Source organism: Marinobacter sp. F4218 (assembly GCF_019443085.1).
Lineage (GTDB): Bacteria > Pseudomonadota > Gammaproteobacteria > Pseudomonadales > Oleiphilaceae > Marinobacter > Marinobacter albus.
In genome coordinates, this window is sequence record NZ_JAHZIL010000003.1 from 2,087,844 (window position 1) to 2,109,351 (window position 21,508).

The window sequence follows — 21,508 nt, forward strand, 5'->3', positions numbered from 1 at the left end:
GAGTTTGGATTCATTCTAACGACAAAACAGGAAACCCGCTATGAACACCCGAATCACCGAACTGTTCGGTACCCGTTACCCGATTATCCAGGGCGGTATGCACCACGTCGGCTATGCGGAACTGGCGTCGGCGGTGTCGAACGCCGGCGGGCTCGGCATGATCACCGGGCTCACCCAACCGACGCCGGAGGACCTGGCCCGGGAAATCGCCCGCTGTCACGAAATGACCGATCGCCCGTTCGGAGTGAATCTGACGTTTCTGCCCTCTTTCAAGGCGCCCCCCTATCCCGAGTATATTGACGCCATTATCGAAGGTGGGGTCAAGGCGGTGGAAACCGCCGGCCGCAGCCCCGAGAAGTATATGCCCCAGCTCAAGGCGGCGGGCATCAAGGTGATCCACAAGTGCACCTCGGTGCGCCATGCCCTGAAAGCCGAGTCCATCGGGTGCGACGCCGCCAGTGTTGACGGCTTCGAGTGCGGTGGCCACCCGGGTGAGGACGATATCCCCAACTTCATTCTGTTGCCCCGCGCTGCCGAGGAATTGAGCATTCCGTTCGTGGCCTCCGGGGGCATGGCCGACGGCCGCAGCCTGGTGGCGGCCATGGCCTTGGGTGCCGAGGGCATGAACATGGGCACGCGCTTCCTGGCAACCAAAGACGCGCCGATTCACGACAACGTCAAGCAGGCCATCCTGGAGGCGGATGAGCTCCAGACCAGGCTGATCATGCGCAACCTGCGCAACACCGAGCGGGTGATGAACAACGCCGCGGTGGAGGAAATCATCCGCATCGAGCGGGAGAAGGGCGACGCCGAGACCATCGACGACATCCGGCACCTGGTTACCGGCGTGAAGGGCCGGCTGGTGCTGCAGGAAGGCAAGATGGACGAGGCCGCCTGGAGCTGTGGCATGGTGGCGGGCCTGATCCATGACATCCCCACCTGCGAGGAACTGATCAACCGCATCATGGCCGATGCCGAGGCCATCGTCCGGCAGCGGCTCACCGGTTTCCTGGCCTGATGCCGGCCGGGGTGCCAGTCCGCCCGCGCCCGCTGCTCCCTGCGCGGGCGTGATGGTTTTGTGATATTTCCGCTATACACTCTTTACCGGGTCGTGATCCGAGCGTGAGCCCGGCTTGGCATCCTGTCTGTGTTGTCGGTGCGCAGTGCCGGCGCAAACCCTATGAACAACACGGAGAGATCACAATGAAACACCTGACCCGAATGCTTGCCATTGCCAGTCTGAGCCTGGCGCCGTTGTTGGCTGTCGCCGAGGAAATGAAGGACGAGGAGGGCATGATGAAGGACGACACCATGGAGCAGGGGATGTCCGACCCTGGCATGGAAAAGGATGACACGGCCGAGGACATGGGGCACGGTATGAAAGAGGACACCATGGACTCGGGGGGCATGGACGACATGAAAAAAGACGACATGAGCGACACCACCATGGATGACGACACCATGGACGATAAGGACACCATGCAGTAACGGGTGCTCGAGCGCCGGACCAGAGCCAGGAGATCATGACACGAACCGTACTGATCATTGAGGACAACCCGGGCATCGGTGAGCTTGTGCGCATGCAGGTGACCGATCTGGGGATGGCGGCCATTCTTGTCGATCGCGGGGATGAGGGCCTTGCACGTTTTCGCCAGGGGGGTATCGATCTGGTGATCCTGGATCTGATGTTGCCGGGGATGGACGGTCTCGCGGTCTGCCGTGAGATCCGGTCCAGCCCCGGCTATGTCCCGGTGCTGATGCTGACCGCCAAGAGCACCGAGCTGGACCGGGTGCTGGGGCTGGAAATGGGCGCCGACGATTACCTGACCAAGCCGTTCAGCGTGGCCGAACTGGCGGCGCGCATCAAGGCCCTGTTCCGCCGTGTGGATGCCCTGTCTGCCCGCGAAGATATCCCGGCCGAGGCCGAGCCGCTGGAAGTGGACGGGTTGCGGATAGACCCGGTGCGTCGCCGGGTGTTTGTGGATGATCGGGAGGTGGAGCTTACCGCCCGGGAATTCGACCTGCTCTGGCACTTCGCCCGCCATCGGGGCCGGGTCTTCAGCCGGGCCCAGTTGCTGGATTCGGTCTGGGGCTACAACCACGAAGGTTACGAGCACACCGTGAACACCCACATCAACCGGCTTCGGAACAAGATCGAGGCTGATCCCGCCGAACCCCGGTACGTCCAGACCGTCTGGGGCGTCGGTTACCGGTTCATGGACTGAACCATGGCGCTGTCGGTTTTCCGAACCCTCTATGCCCGGCTGGCCCTGGGCCTGTTCCTGCTGCTGGTGATCGTCGGCGGGCTGTTTACCGTGCTGAGCCTTTACTCGGTGCGGGAGTACACCGCGGCGGTCAATCAGGAACTCAACCGGGATCTGGCCAGCAACCTGGTCTCTGACCGCAACCTGGTGACCGATGGAAAGCTCAATCGCAACGCCCTTAAAGAGTTGTTTAATCTCTACATGACCATCAACCCCAGCATTGAGATTTACCTGCTCGATCGCGAGGGGCGGATCCTCTCCTACTCCGCGGATCCGGACAAAATCAAACGCAACCGGGTATCTCTGGCGCCGATCCAGACCCTGCTTTCCGACCCGACGGCCTACCCGCTGCCGGGGGACGATCCGCGCAGCCACGACCGGCGCAAGGTCTTCTCGGTGACGCCGGTGCCGTCCGACGTGAATCCCTCTGGTTATCTCTATGTGGTGCTGCGCGGCGAGGAATATGACACCGCCGAGAGCATGGTGCACAGCGACCGGCTGCTCCAGATGGGTGCCGGTGCCCTCGCGGTAAGCCTGTTTGTGGGGCTGCTGGCGGGGCTGGTGTTTTTCCGGCTGCTCACACGCCGGCTGTCGCGACTGACAGAGCGGGTCGAGAGTTTTGAGGCCGGCGATGCGGATGTGGTCGTGGCCCAGACGCCCGATCGGGTTCCGGTGCGGGGTGATGACATTGATTACCTGACCGAACGCTTTGACCAGATGGCCCGTCGCATTGCCGCCCAGCTGGACTTGCTCAAGGACAAGGACCATCAGCGGCGCCAGCTGGTGGCCCAGGTCTCCCACGACCTGCGCACGCCCCTGGCGTCGATTCAGGGGTACCTCGAAGCCCTGCAGTTAAAGCAGGCGGACCTGAGCCCCACAGAACGGGGGCGTTTCCTCAAGGTGGCGCTGGCCGAAACCCATCGGCTGGGCCGCCTGGTAGATGAACTGTTCGAGCTGGCGGCCCTCGAGGCCCGGGAAAAGCAGCCCGCTCCGGAACCCTGCATGATTGCCGAGCTGGTCCACGACGTGGTCCAGAAACACCAGCCCGAGGCGGAGCGCGCGGCGGTATCCCTCGAGATTGTCGGCGCCGACGCGGTGATGGTGAACGCAGACATTGCCATGACCGAACGTATCCTCGACAACCTGATCAGCAACGCGATAGGTCACGCCCCGGCGGACAGCCGCGTCACCCTGGCCGTGGAACGCAGCGACGGGGGTGCCTGCATTGCCGTCACCGACGCCGGCCCCGGCATCGACGCCGACGACCTGGAGCACCTGTTTGAACCCTTCTACCAGGCCTCGGGCGCTGCCCGTACGGGCCATGCCGGGCTGGGGCTGGCCATTGCCCAACGCATGGCGGAACTCCAGAAAGGCCGCATCTCGGTACGAAACGGAGCCTCGGCCGGTGCCGAATTCCGGGTCTGGCTGCCCGGGCAATGAATAAATCCGCGCCGTTATAGATTCGTAATAGTCTTTGAACGTTTTCGTGAAGCCACGGCGATACGCTGGCAGCATGGAATCATTCACAGGAGACTTCCAATGAAACGCAAGATGATAGGAATTGCCACCGCTCTGGTTATCGGCTCTGCGGGCGCACTGTTTGCGGCCTACGCCACGGCGGACAAGCACGCCGCGCAAACCAGCGAATATGCACCGGATAATCCGGATCTGGCCGTCGCGACTTTTGCCGGTGGCTGCTTCTGGTGTGTGGAGGCCGGCTACGAAAAAATCCCGGGTGTGGTGGAAGCCGTATCCGGCTATGCTGGGGGTGACGAGGCGAATCCGACGTACAAGCAGGTGTCGTCCGGTTCCACCGGCCATACCGAGGCCGTACAGGTGTATTACGATCCGGATCAGATGACCTACGCAGGGTTGCTGCAGGGACTCTGGCGCATAATGGATCCGACCGATGCCAATGGCCAGTTCGTGGACCGGGGCAAACAGTATCGTCCGGCCATCTTCTATCACGATGCGGAGCAGAAGCGTCTGGCAGAAGCCGCCAAGGCCGAGCTTCAGGCGTCCGGTGTATATGACAAGCCGGTCGTTATCGAGATCGTGCCGCTGGACGTCTTTTACCCGGCAGAGAAGTATCACCAGGACTACTACAAGAAGAATCCCCTGCGCTACAACTTCTACACGTTCAATTCCGGCCGCTACCAGTTCATCGAGAAGGTGTATGGCGAGGACTACGAGCTGGATTTCTCCCGGTTTCAGCCGGGCGCGATGAAGGCCGGCAAGGCGGGCGATGGCTTTGATCCGGAAAGCTTTGTGAAGCCGGACCAGGCGGCACTCAAGCAACGCCTCACGGATATCCAGTACGAGGTTACCCAGGAGGACGGCACCGAGCGCGCGTTCAACAACCGCTACTGGGATAACAAGCAACCGGGGCTGTATGTGGACATTGTCTCCGGTGAACCGCTGTTTTCCTCCCGGGACAAGTACAAGTCGGGCACTGGCTGGCCCAGCTTCACCCGGCCAATCAGCAACGACGCTGTGGTCGAGCGGGAGGACAAATCCTTCTTCAGCACCCGCACCGAGATTCGCAGCCGCTATGCCGATTCGCACCTGGGGCATGTGTTCGATGACGGCCCGGCACCGACCGGTCTGCGCTATTGCATGAACTCGGCGGCCCTCGAATTCATCCCGCTGGAAGAAATGGAGGCCCGTGGCTACGGCGAGTACATCGACGAGGTGACCGACGGCCAGAACATTTAGAGCCAGAGTTCCCTGATCGGCGTTTGCGGGCTGAAGTGGTGGTGAATCTGCGCCTGTAGCAGCTCCGCCGTCGCGATGGCGTCGATCAGGGCATTATGGGCCGCGTAGTGAGGAAGCCCGTACCGGGAGCGGCTGTCGCTGAGCCGGATCGAGATTGGTCGCTTGCCCAGCAGTCGCTGCCACCGGGACGGATGCCGCTCCGGGTAGATGTGCGCTTCGATGGCCATGGTGTCCAGCACGGGAAACTGGATGCCTTCCCCCAACCGCCATTTCAGGGCAACGTCCATAAACTGGCGCTCAATGTTGCGGTAGTGCACCACCGGAACCCGCCCCTTCAGCAAGTCGAAAATCCATTCCAGAATTTCCGAGAGGTCCGGCGCGTGAGCGATGTCGGCGTGGGTAATGCCATGAATCTCGACCGAGGCCTGGTGCAGGGGGAGTTTCGGGCGAACTACCCAGTGCCGGGCGGCGCCCAGCTGAATTCCGTTCAGGGAGAAGGGCACCATTCCCACGCTGACGATTGAGTGCTGACTCGGGTCCAGACCGGTGGTCTCAAAATCCAGGGCCACCATCGGCACGTCTGCCAGGGGCGTATCCGGCGCCACGCACCCGGCCTCATAGAATTCCTTGAGCAGTGGGTTGCGCGCGTCCTGTGCCAGCGCCCGGTATCGTTCGGGCCAGTTGCCAGGGTCCGTTGTATCGCTGACGGGTTTACTGGACATTCCGGCCCACCCCCGCGTTGTAGCGGAATCGAAGGAATTTCTGGGCGTTGCTTACCACCTGGAAGGCATCTTTCAGGTGGCTGCGCTCGAACGGTGACAGGTCCTCCGGTCGCACGTTGTTGTCCGGCTCACGGCCCTCCTCGATGGCGAGGGCCTGGTGGCGGATCCGGACGATGGCGATGAACTCCAGGGCATCGCGCAGGTTACCCAGGTCGTCGTCGAGGATGAGCTTGGTCTTGCCAATCGCCTTGAGCCGCTCGAAGGAATTCTGGGCCCGGGACCCGCAGGCCAGGGCATGAACCCGGATCAGGTCAGACAGCGGAGCAGTACCCCGACGCTTGAGGTTGAAGGTCTTGCGCTGCTGGCCACCTTCCTCCAGCACAAAGCTTCGGAAGAACCCGATCGGCGGCGTCCGGTTCAGGGCATTGCGGGCCAGCATGGTCAGGAAACGCTGGCTGTTGCTGGCCTTCTCGGCCACCAGGGTCTTGAGTTCTTCGGCAAAGTCGGTCTTGCCATAGATACCGTCCAGGTCGAAGAAAATATTGCTGTTCAGCAGGGCCTCGGCCTTGGGATTCTCAATCCAGTCGGTGAAATACTGTTTCCACACGCTCAGGGGTTGGCGCCATTTCTGGTTGGTGGCCATGATGTCGCCGGTACAGTAGCTGTAGCCGCACTCGGCCAGGCCATCGCTGACGAATTTGGCCAGGGCCCGGAAGTAATCGTCGTGCTCATCCGGCACGAAGCTGTCGTCCAGGATCATGGCGTTGTCCTGGTCGGTCACCACCAGCTGTTCGTCCCGGGCCATGGAACCGAGGGCCATGAAACAGTAGGGAACCGGGGGCGGTCCAAGTTTCTCTTCCCCCAGCTCCAGAAGGCGCTGGGTGAAACTGCGTCCGATGCCGGCCATGGCACTGCCGACCATGTGCGAGTTGGCGTCTTCGTTGACCATGCGGACGAAGCTGTCGGGCACATCCCGGCTGACCTTTTTCAGGCCGGCCACATCCTGCTGGTGGTAGATGTTGCTCACCAGGTACAGGCTGCTCTGGCTCTCGTACTTGACGATGTCGGCCAGGGCGATCACCCCGCGGACCTCTCTCTTGTCCATCACCGGCAGGTGGTGCACGTTGTTGTGCAGCATGGTGAGCATGGCCTCGAAGATGAAGGCGCTGGCGCGGATGGTGATCAGGTCTTCGGACATGATTTCACAGACGGGGGTTTCCGAAGGCAGGGCTTCGGTCACCGCGCGGGTTCGGAGGTCGCGATCGGTAATGATGCCTTTGAGACGCGGGTGATCGCCGTGGTCTTCCATTAACAGCAGGGCGGAAACGCCGTGGTCGGTCATGATCCGGGCCGCTTCCTGCAGGCGTACGGTGCACGGGGCGGAAATCGGCTCCCGGGAGATCAGCCGGGTCACCCGGGAGGTCATCAGTTCGTTGGACTTCTCCCGGCGGGACAGGGCCGAGCGCAGGCGTGATTTATCCTCGACCTCCACGAAATCGGCGAAGTTGTCATCTGCTTCGAACAGGAACCGAAAGGTTTCTTCCGGGATTCGATAGACCAGGGTGTCTTCCAGGGCTTTGGCCGGAAAGCGGACCTTCTGATGCATCAACAGGCCAAACTGGCCGAAGATGTCGCCCTCGGTGATGCGATTGTAGAGTTCGCCGGAACGCCGGAAAATCTCCACGGCCCCACTGCGAATGTAGTACAGCCAGTGATTGGGGCTGCCGAACTCGAGAATGGGGCTCCCGGCGCGAAAGTATTCCACCTCAATGCTGGACACAACCCGGTCCAGCAATTCCTCGGACATCTCGTCAAAGGGCGGAAAGTTGGCGAGGTGATTGCGAATGTCGATGAGCTCGGCCTGCATGACGCTCCCTGATAACTGGCTAAGGCAATGGTTTGGTTATCGAATATAGCAGGGGGGGCAAACAGTAACCATCCGGTAAAACGTCTGGTTTTGAAACCGGGCTCCGTGACATGATTTCGCGAACGATGACCGATGTTTCGAAGGAATCCGCAGTATGAACACAGGAACGCAGGCGACGGACCACACTCTGGTATTGGGAGGAATCCGGTCCGGCAAGACCGCCCTGGCGGAAACCGTGGCGACGGCCTGGGACCGGGTCACCTATGTCGCGACAGCGACCGCCGGCGACGACGAAATGGCCGCCCGGATCGACCGTCACCGGGCCGGTCGCCCCGGGCACTGGGGGTTGATTGAAGAACCGTTGCGCCTGGGTGAGGTCCTGCAGGCCCAGGCGCGGTCAACGCACCCGCCCGGGCTGCTGATCGATTGCATGGGCCTGTGGGTCAGTAACCTGATGTTTGCCGGTGAAGAGGTGTTCGCCGCCGAGCGTGCCCGGTTTCTGGACAGCCTGGCCAATTACCCCGGTCCGGTCGCGATCGTCAGTAACGAGGTCGGGTTGGGCACGATTGGCATGGACCCGCTGACCCGACGTTTTGCCGACGAGCTGGGTTGGCTGAACCAGGCGTTGGCCGCCCGCTGTCACCGTGTGGTGCTGTCGGTGGCCGGTTTGCCCCAGATCCTGAAAGGGTCCGGATTCTAGCCGCCGTGGCGAAGCAGGCTCCGTAACAGTCCGTGCTCGCTCCGGTCGAACCGGATCAGGCTTCGGCAGGCGTAGGGGACGGCAAAACCCGCGAATGAGCGCGACAGCGGAATGTGCAGGACATCTGCGAGCAACATTCGGATCACGCCGCCGTGACAAACCACCAGAATCCGCTGGCCGGCCAGCCGGCGTTGCCAGAGCGCTCCGGCGCGGGTCACTCGCCGGTAGAACGCGTCAATGGGCTCGCCTTCGGGCGGGGTAATGGCCGTCGGATCGTCCCAGAACGCGCTCAGCTGGTCGCCGTATTCGGTCAGGATCTGCTGCGAGGTCCGGCCTTCCCAGGCGCCAAAGCTCACTTCCCGCAGATCCGGCTCCACGAAGAGCGGCAGGTTTCGGGTATCGGCAACTTCCTCGGCGAACTGGCGGCAGCGTTGCAGGGGGGAGGTCAGTACCGCGTCCCAGCAGTCGCTGTCGGAGATGGCAGCGCGCATCTGTTTCCAGCCGGTCTCACTCAGGGGATCGTCCTGGCTGCCACGAAACATGGGGCCGCCCTCGGGTTCCCCGTGGCGGATCAGGTCGAGGAACGAGGTGTCGGCGGTTGGCTGCTGACTGTCCCGGGTCATGATCTAGCTCCTGTCACTGACGCCAGCATCGGCAAAGCTGGCCATGCCGTTGTGGAGGGCGCAGGCGGAACGCAGCAGAGGAACTGCCACCGCCGCGCCACTGCCTTCCCCCAGGCGCATCCCGAGCGATAGCAGGGGCGAGGACGCCAGCGCATCGAGGACCCGACGATGGCCGGGCTCGGCGGATTGGTGTCCGAAATACAGCCACTGGCCGAGTTCCGGTTGTTGACGGACCGCCACCAACGCTGCGACAGAGACAATGTAGCCGTCAATCAACACCGGAATCCGGCGGCCCGCGGCTCCCAGGATTGCGCCGGCTATGGCCGCAATTTCCAGTCCCCCCAGCGACGCGAGAGCGCCCATTGGCGACTGGTCCTCGCCGTGCCGACCCAGCGCCCGTTTGATGACCTCCGCCTTGTGACAGACGCCCCGGGCATCGAGGCCGGTACCGGGCCCGGATAGCGCATCCGGATTCTGACCCAGCAGGCAGCAGGCCAGCGCCGTGGCTGCGGTGGTGTTGCCAATGCCCATATCCCCGGCGATGAACAGTTGGGCTCCTGCCTCGGCCGCCCGCTGGGCGGCGTGGTCCCCTGCCGTCAGGGCCGCGCCGACCTCGCTTTCGGTCATGGCCGGTTCCTGGGCCAGGTTCCCTGTTTGCGGCCTGATGGTCGCGTCCACCACACCGCTGAGTCCGTCTGGCACCTCACCCACGGTTCCCAGGTTGACCACCTCCAGTGACGCGCCAAGGTGCCGTGCCATAACGCTGATCGCGGCGCCGCCATGGGCAAAGTTGGCAATCATCTGGGCCGTCACCGCTTGCGGGAAGGCAGAAATGCCCTCCGCACAGACACCGTGGTCACCGGCAAAGACGGCGATGTGAACCCGGTCGACGGCCGGCGTTGCGGTTGCCTGCTGGCCGCTCAAGGTAATCGCGATCTGCTCCAGCGTGCCGAGGGAGCCGGGCGGTTTGGTCAGCACAGACTGCCTCTGGCGGGCCTGTTCGCGGCAATGTTCGTCGGTTCGGGGCAGAGGCCGGGTCCAGCAGTCGGGCAGAGTCATGGCATGATTCCAGTCGGGTGAGACAGGCGCCCGATACTCCACCGAGGCTGAAACGGTGTCAAGGTTGGCTTTGGGTCGAGTAGACTGTCGCTCCTGACGGAACCTGAGAGCTATGGAGCCCTATTTTTGGACGGTGTGTTGGAATCGGTGGCGGTGTGTGCTGTAGCGCTGGTGCTGGATCGGTGGCTGGGTGAGCCCCGGCGCTGGCACCCGGTGGTCGGCTTTGGGCAACTCGCCGGCTGGATTGAGCATCAGGTCAACCGGTCCCGGCCGGCGGGCATTGGCCGGGGTGTCCTGGCGGTGCTGGCTCTGGTGGTTCCCGTTACCCTGGCGCTCTGGTTGCTGGTCGGGATGCTGTCGCCAGCCTTTTTGCTGGTCCTGGAAGTTCTCACGCTCTGGTTGGCGTTGTCGTTGCGTGGTCTCGCCGAGCACGGTCTGGCCGTCGCCCGCCCGCTGGCCGGACACCGGCTGGACGAGGCTCGCACACAGGTGGCCCGGATTGTCAGCCGGGATGCGGCCGCGCTGGATGAACGCGGGGTGGCGGCTGCCGCCACCGAATCGATGCTCGAGAATGGGGCGGATGCGGTGTTTGCCAGTCTGTTCTGGTTTCTCGTGGCCGGGGTACCCGGGGTTGTGCTGCACCGGATGATCAATACCCTTGATGCCATGTGGGGCTATCGGACCCCCCGATTTTACCGGTTCGGCCGCTGCGCCGCCCGGCTGGACGATGCCATGAACTGGGTGCCCGCCCGGTTGACGGCACTGACCTACGCCTGCCTTGGCAACACCCGCCGCGCCTGGCGCTGCTGGCGTACCCAGGCGCCGCTCTGGGACAGTCCGAACGCCGGACCGGTCATGGCTGCCGGTGCGGGTGCTCTGGGGGTCCGGCTGGGTGGCCCCGCGCCCTATGCCACCGGAATCAAGGATCGCCCGTGGCTGGGCAGCGGCACCGAGCCAGAGGCCGGAACCATTCGTGATGCCATCCGATTGGTTCATCTTGGTGTCGGGCTCTGGCTTGCTGCCCTGGTTTTGCTGGTTGGCGCCCAGGAGGTGCTGTGGTGACCGGCCCGTCTCGATTAGCCCATGGCGGCCGGCTCACCGAGGCTGCCCGGCGCTGGAACCGACCGGTCGATCAGTGGCTGGACCTGTCCACCGGCATCAATCCGCTGGGCTGGCCGGTGCCGGACATTCCCGCGTCGGTCTGGCAGCGTCTGCCGGAGGACAACGACGATCTGGAGGCTGTGGTTCGGGACTGGTGCGGCGCGCCCGCGACATCAGTCTGTGTCCCGGTACCCGGCAGTCAGGCCGCGATACAGACCTTACCCCGCCTGCGTCGGGCCTGCCGGGTCGGTGTGCCTGAGCCCGGTTACGCTGAACACGCCCACTGCTGGGCCTCTGCGGGCCACGTCGTGGTGCCGGTAACCGATGCCGATCTGGCGGCCGGTGATGACTGGCTTGATGCGCTCGATGTGGTCGTCTGGATCAACCCCAATAATCCGACCGGACGACGCCTTGAACGCGACCGGCTCCTGGGCTGGCTGGCGCGTCTGCAGGCGCGGGGGGGCTGGCTCGTTGTCGACGAGGCGTTCCTGACCGCGGGGGACAGTGCCAGTCTTGCCGCCGTGTCAGGCCAGCCCGGGCTGGTGGTGCTCAAGTCCCTTGGCAAGTTTTTCGGCCTGGCGGGGGTGCGTGCCGGCGCGGTCCTGACCGACGCCGCCATCGGCGAGGGGCTCAGGGTTGTGACTGGCCCATGGGCGCTCAGCGGACCTGCCCGCTTCCTGATGGCTCGGGCGCTGCAGGACACCCGTTGGCAAGACAGCGCCGAAAGCCACCTGCGTGGGGCATCGCAGCGCCTGGGCGAACTTCTGGCCGGACTGGGCCTGCCCGGCACCCAGGGTACGCTCCTGTTCCGATACCTCCCGCATCCCGGAGCCGGTCACCTGCACGCGGAGCTGGCCCGGCAAGGCATTCTGGTGCGGCATTTCGACCGACCGGCGGCGCTTCGGCTTGGTCTCCCGGGGCCCGAATCGGACTGGCAAAGACTTGCCCGGGGTCTCGAGGGCATGTCATTTGTCATTGACCAGTGAGTGACCGATTGCTAGCCTTGCCGCTCGTTTTCAGGTGCCCCGATGCGATGTTTTGCCGACATCGCAGGGGTGAAACGGGAAGCCGGTGAGAGTCCGGCGCTGCCCCCGCAACGGTATGTGAGTTAACGGTGATCGAGTGCGCCACTGTGCCCAGGCATGGGAAGGCGATCACCGCAGTGCGCTTGGCCGCACCGCTCATAAGCCCGGAGACCGGCCTGTTTACACACCAGACGTTGCGGAGGGCGACGGCGGTGGGTGAACTGCCTCCCGGGCCCGTGACTACTCTTACCCACCCGCCAGACCTGCCCCGCGCAACCCGACAAGAATCCCCCGCACGGGTGCGTGCGGCGTGTGAGTGAGTATGGTTATGAGTTTCCTGAAAGACAGTCTGCCCAACGTCGGGGCTGGCGTTATCCTGAGTTCCCTGCCCCTGGTTTCCGGTCTTGCAATGGCCGAACAGTCCTCCGTTTCCGGCGATGCCACCGAGCTTGATCCGATTGTTGTTACCGCCACCCTCGGCCCGCGAACCGTGGGTGAAAGCCTGTCGTCAGTGACCGTGCTGGATGAAGACACCGTCGAAAAGCAGGCTCCGAATGAGTTTGCGGACCTGCTCCGGGGCCAGCCGGGTGTGACGGTGGTCTCCAACGGGGCGTTCGGCAAGAACACCAGTGTGTATACCCGCGGTACCTCCAATGATTCCACGGTGCTGCTGCTCGATGGCATCCGGATCCGGTCGGCAACCAGCGGCGGTGCGCCCTGGCAGTTCGTGCCCAAGGAGCTGATTGAGCGGGTCGAGATTGTGCGGGGCCCCCGCAGCAGTCTTTACGGTGCGGATGCGGTTGGCGGTGTGATCCAGGCCTTTACCCTGAGGCCGGAAGCGGGCCCGCGCGGCTGGGTTGAAGCCGGTGGTGGCAGTTTTGATACCCGCAAAGGGGCGGCGGGCGTAAGCCTGGGCGATGGTGTCACCAGTTTCAGTGTGAGCGGCGTACACAAGAACACCGACGGTACCGAACTGATCGAAGGTGGCGAGGATCGCGGTTTCCGCAACAGTGCGGGTGTCGCCCGCCTGAGCCATACGCTGCCCAATGGCGGCGAAGCCGGAGTGTCGGTGTTCGAATCCCGGGGCAACACCGAGTTTGAGGGCGGAAACACCGATTTCACGCTCCGGGCGGTTGGTTTTTCCCTGGACACGCCGCTGAGCGACTACTGGCGCACCCGCATTGACCTGAACGAGGCACGGGACGAGCAGGAAACCGCGAACGATGCCTTCGCCGATTCGGTATTCAACACCCGCACCCGCACCGCGCGCTGGGAAAATACCTTCACCCGCGACGTGCATGAGCTGGTCCTAGGCAGCGAGCTCTCCTCGGATGAGGTCAAATCGAGCACGGGCTTCGACGAAAACAGCCGGAACAACGCCGCGCTCTTCGGTCAGCTGCGCCTGAATTTCGGGCCGACCGACGTCCAGGTCAGTCTGCGTGGCGACGACAACGAAGCCTATGGGCGGGAGGAAACCGGCGGGGTCGCCCTCGGGCACGCGTTCGACCGTTCGCACCGGATTCGGGTCAGTTACGGCACCTCGTTCCGTGCGCCCACGTTCAATGATCTCTATTACCCCCTGGAAACCTACTCCTTCGGCGGCTCCTACGCCGGTAATCCCGACCTGAAACCCGAGGAAAGCAGCGCCGTGGAGTTGGGCTTCAGCGGGCGCTATCCGGACTGGTTCTGGGACGTGGCGGCGTATCAACTGGACATTGATAACCTGATTGCGCTCTCCGACGATGGCGCGGGCAATCTACGCCCGGAAAACGTGAACGAGGCGGAGATCCGCGGCCTGGAGCTGGGGGCCGGTTTCGAACGGGGCGGCTGGCGGACTCATCTGGCGCTGACACTGACCGATGCCCGCGATGCCGGCACCGACAATCGGCTGCGCCGTCGCAGTGGGCAGGGCGCACGACTGGACATCGATCGTGATATCAACACCTGGACCCTCGGCGGCACCCTGGTGGCCGAGGGCTACCGTTACGACGATGCGGCCAACACCAAGCGGCTGCCGGGCTATGGCACACTGGACCTGCGCGCGATCTGGCGCTTTGCACCGGACTGGACCGGCAAGCTGAGTGTTACCGACGTGTTCGACCGGACCTACGCGACCGCCGAGCGTTTCGATGGCCGCCAGTACCTGTCGGCTGGCCGAACCGCGATGGCGTCGATACGGTATGAGCTTTGATCCGGACCGGATGACAACATGGCCGCTGGCCAGACTCGATAGGTGAAACCATACATGCTGACCATCAGGTGGTTCAGGGTAACGACACTGGCGCTGCTGGCGTGGCTAATGCCCGCGCTTACCAGCGCCGAGGTCTGCGCCGTGGACGACACCGGTCGCCGGATCTGTCTGCCCGAGCCGGCCCAGCGCATTGCCGCCCTGTCTCCGGGGGCGACGGAACTGGTGTGGGCGGCAGGCGCCGGTGACCAGGTGGTGGCTGTGGTGGCCTACAGCGATTACCCGGAAATGGCGAAAACGGTGCCGTCCGTGGGCAGTCATACCCGGCTCGACCTTGAGGCCCTGATCAGCCTGCGGCCGGACCTGGTGATTGGCTGGGTGACGGGCAATCCGGGCGAACAGCTGGATGCACTGGACGACCTCGGCCTGCCGGTCTTTGCGATCGAGCCTCGAACGTTCGAAGGCGTCTCGTCGGCCATCGAGCGACTGGCGGTGCTGGCCGGCACCGAGTCCACGGGGTTTGCCGAAGCAGACGCCTTCCGGAAGGGCATGGCCAGCCTGCGCACCCGCTTTCAACAGGCATCGCCGGTTCCGGTGTTTTATCAGGTCTGGGATGAGCCACTGATGTCGGTCAATGACCAGCACCTGATCGGCAAGGTGATCACCCTTTGCGGCGGTCGCAATGTTTTTGGCGACCTTGACCGGCTGGTGCCACGGATCAGCACCGAAGCGGTGCTGGCGGCCAACCCGGAAGCCATACTGGCCGGTGGAATGGGGGAGGAGAACCGCCACTGGCTGACGCGCTGGGCCGGTTTTCCCGAGTTACGCGCCACCGCACAGGGCAACCTGTTCTTCGTGCCGCCCTCCCTGATTCAGCGGCCAACACCGCGTATGCTGGAGGGCAGCCGTCTGTTCTGTGAGAAACTGGAGACTGCCCGTGCCCGTCGGTAGCCTTCGGGAGCCCCGGCCATGACCCGCTCGGTCTCACGTCCGCTGTGGTTGCTGGCCCTGGCCGGGCTGGCAGCCATCGGTCTGTCGGTCAGCGTCGGCAGTGTCGGCGTCGGGCTGTCGGACCTTCTGGCCGTGCTAGCCGGCCAGGGCACCGACCTGCAGCAAACGCTGATTCTTGATCTTCGCCTGCCGCGGACCCTGGCGGCCTTCGCCACCGGCGGGCTGCTGGCCGTGGCCGGTGCCCTGATGCAGGTGCTCCTGCGCAATCCGCTGGCGGACCCCTATGTACTGGGATTGTCCGGGGGGGCTGCCGTCGGCGCCTTGCTGGCCATGCTGGCCGGAGTGGGCGGCATGCTGGTGTCCGGTTCCGCCTTTGCCGGCGCCCTGCTCGCGACCTTCCTGGTCTTCGGCCTCGCCCACGGGACCGGAAGCTGGACACCGTCCCGGTTGTTGCTGACCGGGGTGGTGGTAGCGGCCGGCTGGGGTGCGATCATTACGCTGATTCTCGCCGTCAGTCCGGCCCAGCGACTGCCGGGCATGCTGTACTGGCTCATGGGGGATGTGTCTTACGCGCGCTCTCCCGCCCCGGCATTGCTGCTCTTGCTGGGCGCCTGTTTCCTGGTGGTGCCGCTGGGGCGGAGCCTGAATGTGCTGGCTCGTGGCCCCCTTCAGGCGGCCGTGCTTGGCGTGTCGGTGCGTCCGCTGGAGTGGTTGGTATACATTGTCGCGAGCCTGTTGACGGCGACTGCAGTGACCACTGCCGGCAGTATCGGCTTCGTGGGTCTCGTGGTGCCGCACATGCTTCGCCTCGTGTTCGGCAATGACCAGCGCCTGATCCTGCCAGCCTGTGCCCTGGCCGGCGGCACGCTGCTGGTGCTGGCGGATACCCTGGCCCGGGTGGTGATTGCCCCCGAGCAGCTGCCGGTGGGGGTAATCACCGCGCTGCTTGGGGTGCCCACTTTCCTGTATCTGCTTTACCGGAGCCGCTGATGAGAGCCCTGCACACCCGCGAGCTGGTGATCGATATTCCGGATCGGGCCGATGGCAGCCCGCTCGGGTTGACCGTCGCTCCCGGGCAGATGTGGGGCGTGCTCGGGCCGAACGGCGCCGGCAAGACCACCTTGCTCCACACCCTCGCTGGCCTGCGTCCCCCGCGCCATGGCCAGGTGTACCTGGGGGATCAGCCGCTGGCGGATCTGAGGCGCAGGCTGGTGTCGCAACAGCTGGGGCTGGTGTTCCAGGAACGCCAGGACGGTTTTCCGGCCACCGTGCTGGAGACGGCGCTGATCGGTCGGCATCCCTGGCTGTCGCCCTGGCAGATGGAGAGCGGTGAGGACCTGGCCAGCGCCCGGGCTGCCCTCGAGCAACTGGATGTCGGTCATCTCGCCGACCGGCTGGTCAATACCCTGTCCGGCGGTGAGCGCCAGCGCGTGGCCATTGCCACAGTGCTGACCCAGAATCCGTCCCTGTGGCTGCTGGATGAGCCCACCAACCATCTTGACCTGCACCACCAGGTGGCGGTGATGCAGTTGCTGAAATCGCTCGCCAGCGCCGGCCGTGCGGTGTTCATGTGTTTGCACGACCTGAACCTGGCGGCCCGCTGGTGTGACCATATCCTGTTGTTGTACCCCAGTGGCGACGCCTGCTGGGGCCCGGCCGACCACATGCTGGTGCCCGAGGCCCTGGAAAGCCTCTACGGCCAGAAACTGATTACCGTGGAGGCCGATGGTGCCCCGGTATTCGTGCCCGCCCGGTCCGGTATGGACTAGGAAACCCGTTGCATCCAACCCGTCTGGAGGACTCGATCATGCGTGAACGCGCCAAAGACCCGGAACGTCATGCCCGCCGCATGGCGGCGAAACAGAAAATCATGCAGGAACGCATTGCCCGGGCCCAGAAGGAGCAGGGTGTGTTGCTGGTCCTGACCGGCCCTGGCAAGGGCAAGAGCAGTTCCGGCTTCGGTATGGTGGCGCGGGCGCTGGGCCATGGCATGAAGGTAGGCATCGTCCAGTTCATCAAGGGCGCGTTCAGCACCGGCGAGGAAGCCTTTTTCCGGGATCTGCCGAACGTGGATTACCACGTCATGGGGCAGGGCTACACCTGGGACACCCAGAACCGTGACCAGGACGTGGCTGCCGCGGCCAGTGCCTGGAACGTCGCCGCCCGGATGCTCGGTGATGACAGCTATGACCTGGTGCTGCTGGACGAGCTGAACATCGCGCTCAAATACGACTACCTGGACCTCGACCGGGTGCTGGATGACCTGCAGGCCCGCCCGGAAATGCAGCATGTGGTGGTGACCGGCCGGTCCGCCCCGCACGAACTGGTGGATCTCGCCGACACCGTCACCGAAATGGGTGTGGTCAAGCATGCGTTCAAGGACCAGGGCGTCAAGGCCCAGAAAGGGGTCGAGCTCTAAAACATGGCGACGCTGATGGTTCAGGGAACCACCTCGGACGCCGGAAAGACCACCGTGGTGGCGGCCCTGTGTCGCTGGCTGGCCCGGCAGGGTGTGTCCGTGGCCCCCTTCAAACCCCAGAACATGGCGCTGAACAGCGCAGTGACCGTGGATGGCGGCGAAATTGGGCGGTCCACGGCGCTGCAGGCACTGGCTTGCGGTCTGGCCCCGCACAGCGACATGAATCCGGTCCTGCTGAAGCCGCAGACCGATTGTGGCGCCCAGGTCATCCTTCGGGGCCAGGTGCACGGCAACATGAATGCCCTCGACTACCATGCCTACAAGGCCGAGGCGAAAGCCGCAGTGATGGATGCCTGGCGCAACCTCAGTACCCGGTACGACGTGATCATTGCCGAGGGCGCCGGCAGTCCCGCCGAAATCAACCTGCGGGCCAACGACATTGCCAACATGGGCTTTGCCGAAGCGGCGGACTGCCCGGTGTTGCTGGTCGGCGACATCGATCGTGGCGGCGTGTTCGCCCAGCTGGTCGGCACGCTCGAGCTGATCTCCGGTACCGAGCGTGCCCGCACGGCGGGGTTTGTCATCAACCGGTTTCGGGGCGACATCAGTCTGCTGGAGCCGGGGCTGGACTGGCTGACCGAACGCACCGGCAAGCCGGTCGTCGGCGTGTTGCCCTACCTGCATGGACTGATCGTGGACGCGGAGGACAGCGTCGGGACCAGCGGCACCAGCGAGGCCGGCGCCCTGAAGGTGGTGGTGCCGGTACTGCCGAGAATCAGCAACCACAACGATTTCGATCCCTTGCGGTTGCACCCCGGGGTGGACCTGAGGTTCATCGGTCCGGACGAAGCCATTCCCCCGGCGGACCTCATCGTGTTGCCGGGCAGCAAGAACACCCGTCACGACCTGGACTGGCTGACCGCCCAGGGTTGGGCCACCGAGATCCGGCGTCACCTGCGCTATGGCGGCCGGGTGTTCGGCATCTGCGGTGGTTTTCAGATGCTCGGGGAACGGGTGGGCGACCCCGACGGCCTCGAGAGTGATCCGGGGCACACCCCGGGGCTGGGGCTGTTGGCGATGCGCACCCGAATGGTTGCGGGCAAGCAGTTACGCAATGTCCGAGGCAGGATGCGGGCGCCGGGGGGCAAGGACGCCGGTATCAGCGGCTACGAAATGCACAATGGCGTGACCGAGGGGCCGGCACTGGACCGACCGTTCGCGGACCTTGGCGGAACCGCCGATGGCGCCGTCAGTGCCGACGGCCAGATCATGGGCACCTACGTCCATGGTGTCTTTGACGAACCGGAAGCCTGCCACGCAATACTCGCCTGGGCGGGGCTGCGCGGCAACCAGGCTGCCGTGGACTATCAGCAGCATCGCCTGGAGCAGCTGGACCGTCTGGCGGATCAGGTCGAACTCTGCCTCGATACCGACTGGCTGCGCCAGCTTCTGGGACTGACCAACGGGAACCCCATATGACCGATCCGAACCGCCCCTTCAGCGACGATGAGCGCCGCGGTCTGTACCGCGCCATTCATGAACGCCGGGATGTTCGCTCCCAGTTCCTGCCGGACCCCGTTCCAACGGACGTCCTGGCCCGTCTTCTCAGGGCCGCGCACCATGCTCCTTCCGTGGGTTTCATGCAGCCCTGGGACTTTCTGGTCATCGACAGCGTCGAGGTCCGGGCCCGGGTGCTGGCGATCTTTGACGCGGAAAATGACAAGGCGGCGCACAACTATCAGGGCGATCGCCAGCAGACCTACCGCAGCCTGAAACTGCAGGGCATTCTGGAGAGTCCGCTGAACCTCTGCATTACCTGCGACCGCAGCCGTGGTGGTGCCCATGTGCTGGGGCGGAACTCGATTGTCGAAACCGACCTGTTCAGCACCTGCCTGGCGGTGCAGAATCTGTGGCTGGCGGCAAGGGCCGAAGGCATTGGGGTTGGCTGGGTCAGTATCCTGGACCAGCACCAGTTGGCAAAAACCCTGGATCTGCCGGAGAATGTCTATCCGCTCGCCTACCTCTGCCTCGGTTACGTCAGTGAGTTTCTGGACCAGCCGGAGCTCCAGGCCAAAGGCTGGCGGTCTCGGTTACCCCTGAATGGCCTGGTGCATGGCAATCTTTGGGGGCAGGCGCTGGAGGACGAGTCACTCCTGGCAGAACTGAAACAGTAACCCGTGAGGCCTTATGCGTTTTTCAGAGATCTATGAGCGGGCCCTGAACCTGAAGGGTGGCGAGCCGGCCATGCGGGCGCTGCTGCCGCGTGTTCCGGAGGCTGGTGAATTGGCGGCCAGACCCGACGACCGATACCTGTCCGAACTCACACGGTGTGTGTTCAAGGCCGGCTTTGTCTGGCGCGTTATCGAGAACAAGTGGCCGGATTTCGAGGCCGCGTTCGACGGTTTTGTGCCTCTGTACTGGCAACAGGTGTCGCCCGATGTGCTGGAGGATCTGGCCCGGGACGAACGCATTGTTCGGAACATGCAGAAGATCCGGACGGTACCGGAGAACGCCCGGATGATTGTCGATACGGCGCGAGAATACGGCAGTTTCGGGCAGTTTCTCGAGCAGTGGCCGAGAGACGATCAGGCCGGTTTGCTGCTCTGGCTCAAGCGCAATGGTGCCCGGCTGGGGGGCAACAGCGCTCAGTATTTCCTGCGCCGGGTAGGATGGGACGGCTTCATCCTGTCATCGGACGTGGTGACCGCCCTGCGCCGGGCCGACCTGCTGGACGCCTCGCCGGGCAGCAAGAAAGCGCTGATGCAGGCTCAGGCCGCCTTTAACGACTGGCACGAGGAAACCGGACTGCCCTACTGTCATCTGTCCCGGATACTCTCCTTTACCGTCGACAGCTGAGCACCGGTAGCATCTACAGGAACATCAGCAGCACCAGTTCGCACAGCACGACGCTGGCGCCCAGGGTGTCGCCGGTGTAGCCGCCCAGTTGATTGCGGATGTAGTTTCCCCAGCACATCGCCACGAGAATAACCGCGGCAAGGGCGCCGGTGATGGCTGCCGGAACCCAGGTCGCGGCGATCAGGGCAATGCCCAGTGTAAACGCGGCGGCAAGTCCCAGGCGTCGAGGGGAAAAACCGTCGGCCACCGGTTTGCTCCGGCTCTTGTCCCGATCGGTCACGTAGGGCAACTGCCACATGATCAGCAGCGGCGCCAGCCGCGCTATCGCCGGCGCCACCAGAATGGCCAGCCAGATCTCGGACGCGTCCAGCAGCAGAGCCACTTTCAGTCCCAGGGACATGACCAGCGCCACTGTGCCGTAGGTGCCGATACGGCTGTCCTTCATGATGGCGAGGCGCCGCTCCACGGTATACCCGCCCCCCAGGGCATCAACACTGTCGGCCAGACCGTCCTCGTGGAAGGCACCGGTGACGAACAGGTGCAGACTGACCACCAGAATGACCGACACGGTAGGGCTGAACGCCAGCGTGAGGGCACCGTAGGTGGCGGCATAAAGGCAACCCAGCACCAGACCGACCAAGGGGAAATACAGGCTGCTCTGGTTCATCAGCCGCTGGGAATAATCAATGTGGATCATCATGGGAATTCGGGTAAGGAACCCGACGGCAAGCCAGAACGCTTGCCACTCCCGCTGCAAATGCTGTGTCGAAACGGTCACCTGGCACCTCCTGAAATGAGGAGCCATTGTAGTCGGATTGCATGGTTCTTTCCGAGCTGGACTATAATTTCACCAACAGGCGCATGGTAAAGATGCTCCGGTAGTTGGCCGTCCCATCTGAACAGCAGTCACCATTCGATCCGCAGTCAGTCTTGTAAGGGGCCAGGCGGTGGCGCCTGTCTCGTCTCGACCCCGAAACACCATTCCATATCGCGGTTCTGGCTCCTGGAACCGGGAAGA

At 63.9% G+C, this 21,508-nt stretch carries 21 protein-coding genes and 1 riboswitch; of the genes, 16 read left to right on the plus strand and 5 right to left on the minus strand.

Annotated features, from left to right (window positions below; translation table 11 throughout):
• Positions 1-40 precede the first annotated feature (40 nt).
• The 5 genes from K0B93_RS13525 (at position 41) to msrB (ending at position 4,979) form a co-directional block, all read left to right on the plus strand.
• A complete protein-coding gene (locus K0B93_RS13525; protein WP_219867706.1) occupies positions 41-1,018 on the plus strand; it encodes an NAD(P)H-dependent flavin oxidoreductase in 978 nt (325 codons plus the stop codon).
• A 185-nt stretch (positions 1,019-1,203) separates the two neighbouring features.
• Entirely contained in the window at positions 1,204-1,488 is a 285-nt protein-coding gene (locus K0B93_RS13530) for a hypothetical protein (protein WP_219867707.1), read from the plus strand.
• Positions 1,489-1,523: 35 nt separating this feature from the next.
• A complete protein-coding gene (locus K0B93_RS13535) occupies positions 1,524-2,225 on the plus strand; it encodes a response regulator transcription factor (protein WP_219867708.1) in 702 nt (233 codons plus the stop codon).
• A 3-nt stretch (positions 2,226-2,228) separates the two neighbouring features.
• Positions 2,229-3,704, plus strand: coding sequence for a sensor histidine kinase (locus K0B93_RS13540; protein ID WP_219867709.1), 1,476 nt, complete (start codon positions 2,229-2,231; stop codon positions 3,702-3,704).
• A 99-nt stretch (positions 3,705-3,803) separates the two neighbouring features.
• Positions 3,804-4,979, plus strand: a complete 1,176-nt coding sequence (msrB, locus tag K0B93_RS13545) for a peptide-methionine (R)-S-oxide reductase MsrB (RefSeq protein ID WP_219867710.1) — start codon at positions 3,804-3,806, stop codon at positions 4,977-4,979.
• On the opposite strand, the gene K0B93_RS13550 is transcribed toward msrB, so the two are convergent.
• Positions 4,976-5,701 (minus strand): 3'-5' exonuclease, encoded by a 726-nt coding sequence (locus K0B93_RS13550; protein WP_219867711.1) that lies wholly within the window; start codon positions 5,699-5,701, stop codon positions 4,976-4,978. The genes msrB and K0B93_RS13550 overlap by 4 nt on opposite strands.
• Entirely contained in the window at positions 5,691-7,568 is a 1,878-nt protein-coding gene (locus K0B93_RS13555) for a DUF294 nucleotidyltransferase-like domain-containing protein (RefSeq protein WP_219867712.1), read from the minus strand. Before K0B93_RS13555 ends, K0B93_RS13550 begins: the two co-directional genes overlap by 11 nt.
• Before the next feature lie 154 nt (positions 7,569-7,722).
• Between K0B93_RS13555 and cobU the strand changes: the two genes are divergently transcribed.
• On the plus strand, positions 7,723-8,268 hold the full coding sequence (cobU, locus tag K0B93_RS13560) for a bifunctional adenosylcobinamide kinase/adenosylcobinamide-phosphate guanylyltransferase (protein ID WP_219867713.1): 546 nt from the start codon (positions 7,723-7,725) through the stop codon (positions 8,266-8,268).
• Here cobU and K0B93_RS13565 read toward each other — a convergent pair.
• Both K0B93_RS13565 and cobT read right to left on the minus strand, forming a co-directional pair.
• Positions 8,265-8,891 (minus strand): histidine phosphatase family protein, encoded by a 627-nt coding sequence (locus tag K0B93_RS13565; protein WP_219867714.1) that lies wholly within the window; start codon positions 8,889-8,891, stop codon positions 8,265-8,267. The two genes, cobU and K0B93_RS13565, sit on opposite strands and share 4 nt — an antisense overlap.
• 3 nt (positions 8,892-8,894) lie before the next feature.
• On the minus strand, positions 8,895-9,950 hold the full coding sequence (gene cobT, locus K0B93_RS13570; protein ID WP_219867715.1) for a nicotinate-nucleotide--dimethylbenzimidazole phosphoribosyltransferase: 1,056 nt from the start codon (positions 9,948-9,950) through the stop codon (positions 8,895-8,897).
• A gap of 126 nt (positions 9,951-10,076) precedes the next feature.
• Here cobT and cbiB point away from each other — a divergent pair, with 126 nt between their 5' ends.
• The 10 genes from cbiB (at position 10,077) to K0B93_RS13620 (ending at position 20,490) form a co-directional block, all read left to right on the plus strand.
• Positions 10,077-11,012 (plus strand): adenosylcobinamide-phosphate synthase CbiB, encoded by a 936-nt coding sequence (gene cbiB / locus K0B93_RS13575; RefSeq protein ID WP_219867716.1) that lies wholly within the window; start codon positions 10,077-10,079, stop codon positions 11,010-11,012.
• Positions 11,009-12,037, plus strand: a complete 1,029-nt coding sequence (gene cobD, locus K0B93_RS13580) for a threonine-phosphate decarboxylase CobD (protein WP_219867717.1) — start codon at positions 11,009-11,011, stop codon at positions 12,035-12,037. The genes cbiB and cobD overlap by 4 nt, the downstream gene beginning before the upstream one ends.
• 15 nt (positions 12,038-12,052) lie before the next feature.
• Positions 12,053-12,271: riboswitch (cobalamin riboswitch) on the plus strand.
• Between the two features lie 133 nt (positions 12,272-12,404).
• A complete protein-coding gene (locus tag K0B93_RS13585) occupies positions 12,405-14,267 on the plus strand; it encodes a TonB-dependent receptor domain-containing protein (RefSeq protein ID WP_219867718.1) in 1,863 nt (620 codons plus the stop codon).
• A 54-nt stretch (positions 14,268-14,321) separates the two neighbouring features.
• Positions 14,322-15,215: a cobalamin-binding protein gene (locus tag K0B93_RS13590; protein WP_219867719.1), complete on the plus strand. Its 894-nt coding sequence runs from the start codon at positions 14,322-14,324 to the stop codon at positions 15,213-15,215.
• A gap of 18 nt (positions 15,216-15,233) precedes the next feature.
• Positions 15,234-16,205 (plus strand): FecCD family ABC transporter permease, encoded by a 972-nt coding sequence (locus K0B93_RS13595; RefSeq protein ID WP_219867720.1) that lies wholly within the window; start codon positions 15,234-15,236, stop codon positions 16,203-16,205.
• On the plus strand, positions 16,205-16,984 hold the full coding sequence (locus K0B93_RS13600) for an ABC transporter ATP-binding protein (RefSeq protein WP_219867721.1): 780 nt from the start codon (positions 16,205-16,207) through the stop codon (positions 16,982-16,984). Before K0B93_RS13595 ends, K0B93_RS13600 begins: the two co-directional genes overlap by 1 nt.
• 38 nt (positions 16,985-17,022) lie before the next feature.
• Positions 17,023-17,634, plus strand: coding sequence for a cob(I)yrinic acid a,c-diamide adenosyltransferase (cobO, locus tag K0B93_RS13605; protein WP_218636361.1), 612 nt, complete (start codon positions 17,023-17,025; stop codon positions 17,632-17,634).
• A 3-nt stretch (positions 17,635-17,637) separates the two neighbouring features.
• Complete coding sequence (locus tag K0B93_RS13610) at positions 17,638-19,113, plus strand: cobyric acid synthase (protein ID WP_219867722.1); 1,476 nt, start codon at positions 17,638-17,640, stop codon at positions 19,111-19,113.
• Positions 19,110-19,808, plus strand: a complete 699-nt coding sequence (bluB, locus tag K0B93_RS13615) for a 5,6-dimethylbenzimidazole synthase (protein ID WP_218636363.1) — start codon at positions 19,110-19,112, stop codon at positions 19,806-19,808. Before K0B93_RS13610 ends, bluB begins: the two co-directional genes overlap by 4 nt.
• Before the next feature lie 13 nt (positions 19,809-19,821).
• On the plus strand, positions 19,822-20,490 hold the full coding sequence (locus K0B93_RS13620; protein WP_218636364.1) for a DNA-3-methyladenine glycosylase I: 669 nt from the start codon (positions 19,822-19,824) through the stop codon (positions 20,488-20,490).
• A 13-nt stretch (positions 20,491-20,503) separates the two neighbouring features.
• Here the strand turns inward: K0B93_RS13620 and cobS are convergent, their stop codons facing one another.
• Positions 20,504-21,268 (minus strand): adenosylcobinamide-GDP ribazoletransferase, encoded by a 765-nt coding sequence (gene cobS / locus K0B93_RS13625; RefSeq protein ID WP_285368515.1) that lies wholly within the window; start codon positions 21,266-21,268, stop codon positions 20,504-20,506.
• Positions 21,269-21,508: the final 240 nt, after the last annotated feature.

Coding starts and splice junctions, on each gene's coding strand:
- K0B93_RS13620 (WP_218636364.1), top strand. CDS start 19,822: ATGCGTTTTTCAGAGATCTATGAGCGGGCCCTGAACCTGAAGGGTGGC.
- K0B93_RS13550 (WP_219867711.1), bottom strand. CDS start 5,701: ATGTCCAGTAAACCCGTCAGCGATACAACGGACCCTGGCAACTGGCCC.
- K0B93_RS13600 (WP_219867721.1), top strand. CDS start 16,205: ATGAGAGCCCTGCACACCCGCGAGCTGGTGATCGATATTCCGGATCGG.
- cobU (WP_219867713.1), top strand. CDS start 7,723: ATGAACACAGGAACGCAGGCGACGGACCACACTCTGGTATTGGGAGGA.
- cobT (WP_219867715.1), bottom strand. CDS start 9,950: ATGACTCTGCCCGACTGCTGGACCCGGCCTCTGCCCCGAACCGACGAA.
- K0B93_RS13555 (WP_219867712.1), bottom strand. CDS start 7,568: ATGCAGGCCGAGCTCATCGACATTCGCAATCACCTCGCCAACTTTCCG.
- K0B93_RS13595 (WP_219867720.1), top strand. CDS start 15,234: ATGACCCGCTCGGTCTCACGTCCGCTGTGGTTGCTGGCCCTGGCCGGG.
- K0B93_RS13535 (WP_219867708.1), top strand. CDS start 1,524: ATGACACGAACCGTACTGATCATTGAGGACAACCCGGGCATCGGTGAG.
- K0B93_RS13525 (WP_219867706.1), top strand. CDS start 41: ATGAACACCCGAATCACCGAACTGTTCGGTACCCGTTACCCGATTATC.
- msrB (WP_219867710.1), top strand. CDS start 3,804: ATGAAACGCAAGATGATAGGAATTGCCACCGCTCTGGTTATCGGCTCT.
- K0B93_RS13530 (WP_219867707.1), top strand. CDS start 1,204: ATGAAACACCTGACCCGAATGCTTGCCATTGCCAGTCTGAGCCTGGCG.
- K0B93_RS13590 (WP_219867719.1), top strand. CDS start 14,322: ATGCTGACCATCAGGTGGTTCAGGGTAACGACACTGGCGCTGCTGGCG.
- K0B93_RS13540 (WP_219867709.1), top strand. CDS start 2,229: ATGGCGCTGTCGGTTTTCCGAACCCTCTATGCCCGGCTGGCCCTGGGC.
- cobO (WP_218636361.1), top strand. CDS start 17,023: ATGCGTGAACGCGCCAAAGACCCGGAACGTCATGCCCGCCGCATGGCG.
- K0B93_RS13610 (WP_219867722.1), top strand. CDS start 17,638: ATGGCGACGCTGATGGTTCAGGGAACCACCTCGGACGCCGGAAAGACC.
- K0B93_RS13585 (WP_219867718.1), top strand. CDS start 12,405: ATGAGTTTCCTGAAAGACAGTCTGCCCAACGTCGGGGCTGGCGTTATC.
- K0B93_RS13565 (WP_219867714.1), bottom strand. CDS start 8,891: ATGACCCGGGACAGTCAGCAGCCAACCGCCGACACCTCGTTCCTCGAC.
- bluB (WP_218636363.1), top strand. CDS start 19,110: ATGACCGATCCGAACCGCCCCTTCAGCGACGATGAGCGCCGCGGTCTG.